This window comes from Phaeovulum sp. (assembly GCF_041596715.1).
Lineage (GTDB): Bacteria > Pseudomonadota > Alphaproteobacteria > Rhodobacterales > Rhodobacteraceae > UBA6213.
In genome coordinates this window covers 1-5224 of the sequence record NZ_JBFHIA010000214.1, presented here as the reverse complement: position 1 = coordinate 5224, position 5224 = coordinate 1, and the positions used below count along the sequence as shown (strand labels likewise).

The 5224-nt window shown below is 65.0% G+C and carries 1 protein-coding gene; it reads right to left on the bottom strand.

What is annotated here, in order from left to right; all coding sequences use genetic code 11:
- On the bottom strand, window positions 1-5224 hold a 5224-nt coding region (locus ABY403_RS13035; RefSeq protein WP_372841261.1), incomplete at both ends, for an SDR family NAD(P)-dependent oxidoreductase.

Sequence of the window (5224 nt, the reverse complement as noted above, 5' to 3'; positions counted from 1 at the left end):
GCAGCACCTCTCGCCCGCGCGATTCCAGTTCCGCGGTCAATGCCAGTGCCAGAAACCCTCCCATCGAAAACCCGGCGAGTGCCATCGGCCCTTCGGGCAGGTGCGTGCAGATCAGATCGGCATAGGCGCGCGCCAACTGCTTTGCGTTCTCGTATTCCTCAAGCCCTGCTGCAACCGCGCGCGAGCGAAGGCCAAAGATCGCCCCTCCCGGCGGCATGGCGTGAACCAGCGGGTCATAGATTTTCAGATCGCCGCCGGTTGGATGCACCAGAATCAGCGGCACATGGCCTTTGCCTTCGCGCAGGGTCACAAGACACGAGGCAGGCGCGGCGCGGTCTGATGCCGGGTGTCCATCTGGCGCGGCTTGTGTGGGGGTGGAGACCTCTGCCCCGCTTAGCAAGCCCAGCACCATTGCCGCAAGATCCTGCAAGTTCAATCCGGTGCTGACCCGGCTTGTAGGGATGCTGATGTCCAGTGCCGCTTCCAGTCGCATCACAAGATCAATCGCCATCAATGAATCGAGCCCCAAATCTGTCAGCGCCGCTTCCGGGTCGATCTCGTCAGGAGGCAGGCGCAAGACGGCACCGACCAGTTCGCGCAGCGCGCTGATCGCGATTTCCCCGCGGCTGTCTTCGCGTGCGCTCATCAGCCGGTCGCGCAGACTGGCCGTAGCGACGCCCTCTGCCGCGTCATCTACCGCCACCAGATTGGCAAGCCGGTTCGGAACCTCTCCCGGCTGGCTGCGCCGCCACGTTTCCCAATCCACGTTCATCAGTGCCGCGTGTGCGGAATTGGTGGTCATCAGGCGCAGAAGCGCGTCAACAGCAGCAGTGGCGGGTATCCCCAAGAGTCCTGCGCGTTCCAGCCGTTCGCCAAGTTCGTCGTTAAGCGCAACGTGACCTGCGCCAGAGATGCGGCCCCAATCCACCGCTAATGCCGGCAGACCCTGTGCATGTCGGTGCTGGGCAAGGCCAACAAGGAAGCTGTTGGCGGCAACATAATTTGCCTGCCCGCTACTGCCGATCAGCGCCGCCAGCGATGAGAACAGCACGAAATGATCCAAGGTCAAATCGCGACTGGCGCGGTGCAGCGCCAATGCGCCTGCCACTTTCGGCTCCATGACCCGCGCCAACCGGGCTGGCGTCAATTGCGCCAGAAGCACGTCATCAAGCACCATCGCGGAATGGAATATGCCTCGTATCGGCGGCATCTGCGCGCCGATACGGGCGAATGCGGCAGCCACGTCGGTTTCCTTGGCAAGGTTCAGCGCCTCGACACGCACGGTAACGCCCGCCGCGCGCAGCCGCGCCACGGCGCGCGCCGCCTCTGGGCTAGAGGCGCCGGTGCGTCCGATCAGAACGAGGTGGCGCGCGCCAGACCGGATCAACCCCTCGGCCAATACCAACCCGAAGCCGCCCAAACCGCCGCCAATCACATAGGTTGCATCGTCGCGCAGCAAAACCGATGCCGTGGTGCGGGGGGCAAGTGCGACACCCCGAGAGTCACGCGCGGAAAGAACAATCTTGCCGATATGCTTAGCCTGCGACACCAGCCGGAAAGCGTCATGCGCGCGCGCCATCGGCATGCTTCGATAGGGCAGCGGAGTCAGGCGACCGGCTTCTATTTGCCGCATCACCTTGCGCATAGACCGCGCGGCAAGCGCCGGTTGTGTCGTCATCACCTGCGCAAGGTCGATCGAGGTCAGGCTGATCGCATGGCGGAATGGTCGCAGCCCGATGTGGGTGTTCTGGTAGATATCGCGTTTGCCGATCTCGAGAAACCGCCCGCCCGGCGCGAGTGAGGCAAGCCCCTGTTCAATCGCTCGCCCCGCCAGCGCGTTCAAGATGATGTCCACCCCGCGCCCGCCGGTGATTTCGCGCACCTCATCGGCAAAGCCCAAGGTGCGCGAGTTCATCACATGCCGCACCCCAAGTGCGTGCAAAAGCGCGCGCTTGCCCGCCGACCCGGCGGTTGCCAGAACGGTAGCCCCGGCGCGCATCGCAACCTGCACGGCGGCCAGACCGACCCCCCCGGTCGCGGCATGGATCAGCACGGTATCACCGCGTCGGATCCGCGCGACCTCGTGCAGGGCGTGCCACGCGGTCAGAAACGGCACCGGGATGGTTACCGCCGCGTCATATTCCAGCTTTGCGGGCATCGCGAAAACAAGTGCAGTCGGCAACGTCACATAAGAGGCAAAGCAGCCCGCGCCGAGTGCCAACACACGGTCACCCACCGCGAAGCCTTGCGTGGCGGGGCCCACAGCGGTGACGATGCCGGCGCATTCGTCGCCGGGCAGTTCGTCCTCTGGGCCCGCAGTGGGATAGATTCCCATCGCCTTCATCACATCGCGAAAGTTCAAGGCGGCAGCCTCGACCTTGATTTCGACTTCGCCCGCGCCGGGGGCGATGCGCGGACGCGCCACGAAAGCCAGCCGTTCCAGCACCCCCGGCGCAGGGATTTCAAGCCGGTGGCGCGCAGCCGGATCCGGCTGCGAGAGCGATTCAAAACCTACGCGCTCGATCCGGTTGTAGAAACGGGCGCCACACCGCAGGGCGATCTCGCGTTCATCGCCCGGGTCTACCAACTCGGCCAGCAAGGATGTCAGCGTTTCGGGGTCGGCTGGGTTGTCGATGTCAATCGCTATGCAATCCAGCGTGCGATGCTCGCTCATCACCACCCGGGCCAGACCCCACGCCGGTGCCGCAACCGGGTTCACCGGCGCTTCACCTGCGATGCCCACCGTCTGCGCGTTCCGTGTCAGCACGGCAAGCCGGGTTGGTGCACGGCCCTCGGCACTCAGCGCCTGCACAAGACGCATCAGCGCCAGCGTTCCGCCGCTATGCCCCGCGACGATCGCAGCTGGGTTCGCAAGCTCCAGCTCGGGTGCGTCCAGCCCGTTCAGAAAGACCACGCGCTCAGGCCAAAGATCGCGCCGCTGCAACTCGTCCAGCATTGCCGCGATCTGGGTGGGCGCATGTGGGTCAAGCGTGCAGGACCACGGTGCGTTCCACGTAGGGCCGCTATCGGAGGCTGTGTCTGGCGCGGGCTTGGGTGATGCCAGAACCACCGCGCGCCCCTCGGCACGCAACCGTTCAGCAATGTGCAGGCCCGTTCCCGCACGATCATCCAGCAACAGCCAAGGTTTGCCGCTGATGCCTGAAGCAATGGCTGGCGCTATGGCGGAGGCCGCCACTGCGGGCGCGCGGGCCAACATCACCATCTGTCCGGCGAGGGTTTCGCACCCCGCCAACTCGATCGCTTCGATCTGCTCGTAGCCCGCCGCAGCCATCGCCCGGTGCCACGTCTGGCGGTCGGGTATCGGGTGGTCGTGGCGCAGATTGTCGTCAAACCGCCACCATCCCGCGGTCATACCGAAAATGAGGTCAGCAGAGCGCGGTGCCTGCGCGATGTCGATAAACGCCAGCAGCCCGCCCGGTGCCAGCAGTTGCCTTGCGTTTGCCAGTGCCGCGCCAAGGTCTCGTGTCGCGTGGAATACGTCCGATGCAAGAATGATGTCGAAGCTTTCGGCATCAAAGCCCTGTGCAAGCGGGTCACCTTCGATATCGAGTGTTGCGAATTCGACGAAGCGGTGGTCGTAGAACTGCTTTTCGGCACGGGTAAAGAAGGTATTGGATATATCGGTGTAAACGTAGCGCGTGGTTTGCGCGGGCAGGTGCGGCAGAACGTGCGCACTCAATCCACCGGTGCCAGCGCCGATTTCCAACACGCGGATCGCACGCCCCTCCGGTACCGCCGCGACCGCTGCGCGCACCGCCTCGGCGGCCATCGTGTTATAGCCGACCATGGTGTAGTCGGATTGATAGAACTGCTCCAACACGCCTTGGTTTGCGCCTTCGAACAAAACTTCCAGCGGGTTGGCCTTGCCGCTTAGTACAGCCGCCAGCTGCGCGCCACAGGTGCGGATCAGCGTCAATAGTGGCAAAAGGCCGGGGTCTTGGTGGTACATGCTGCGCCAGTCACGATCGAGCGGCGCACGGCGCGGTGCGCGAAGAACCTGCACTTGCCCGTCCTTCAGCGCAATGATCCCGTCGTCAGCAAGAAGCGACAGGAAGCGCGCAAATAGGCGATAATGTGCAGGCGCGATGCCCAGCCGAGTTTGCAATTCCGACAAAGGCTCGATCTTGCCTGCACGAAACCGCCAGCCGAGTGTGCGCAGCGCCGCCACGATCTGATCGGTGACATGCGCTGCAATCGGTTCGGCCATCGCCACCCGGCATCCGACCCTTCCAACCGGTGCCGAGTCACGCGCAGAGATTGCTTGCGCCGCGGCGACAACTTCGTGCATCGGTGCCAGCACGGCGCGCGGTGTCTCTGCCCGCGGCGAGGGATGCCACACCTGCCGGTGCAACCACCCTTCGACAGCGCCCGGCGACCCAGCCCGCTGGCGCGAAACGGCTTGGCAGCGGAACCCTTCCAGCACCGCAACGGGGGCGCCATCCGGTGTGCACAAGGTAATGTCGCATCCGATCCGCCGCCCGGCAGCTTGGGTTACAACCACCCGCGCGACAAGATCGCGCCCGGGGCGCCGGTATAGCCACAGATGATCGAGTTCGACGGGCAGAAACGGCCCGCCATCAAGTGCCGCGTTCTGCGGGATAGCCACCGTCAAAAGTTGAAAGCAGGCATCCAGCAGCGCCGGATGCAACGCGTGCCCCGCATCTTCCAACCCCTCGGGCATGCGCACATCGCCAAGCGCCACACCCTCGCTGCGGGCGATCCGGTGCAGGCCACGAAACGCGGGGCCGTAGTTCAGCCCGGATTCGGCATGAAGCGATGCGAGCGTGTCGGGCGCGACGGCTTCGGTCATGCCCGCGCGCAGTTCGCGCAACTCAAGCGGTTGCGGGCGGTGCCCGGCATCGACCGCACGCCACGCGCCGGTGGCATTCAACGCCCAGTCAGCACCGCCATCACGACTGAACAGCTCGAACCCGCCCGTGTCCGCGCGCCCGCGAAGCTCCAGCCGCACCGCTTCGCCACTGCCGGGCAAAACCAGCATCCTGCGAAAATCGGCACCGTCGAGCATCAGCCCCGCGCCCGAGGTCAGCGCCTCGGGGGCGAGCGTATCGGCAGCGCCCAGCATCATGTCTAGGTATCCTGCGGCCGGGAACACCACGTGACCCTGCACGCGGTGATCTTCGAGCCAGGGCAGGCGTTGCAGATCAAGCCGGGTTTGCCAGACAGGCTGCGCCCCCGCTATCCG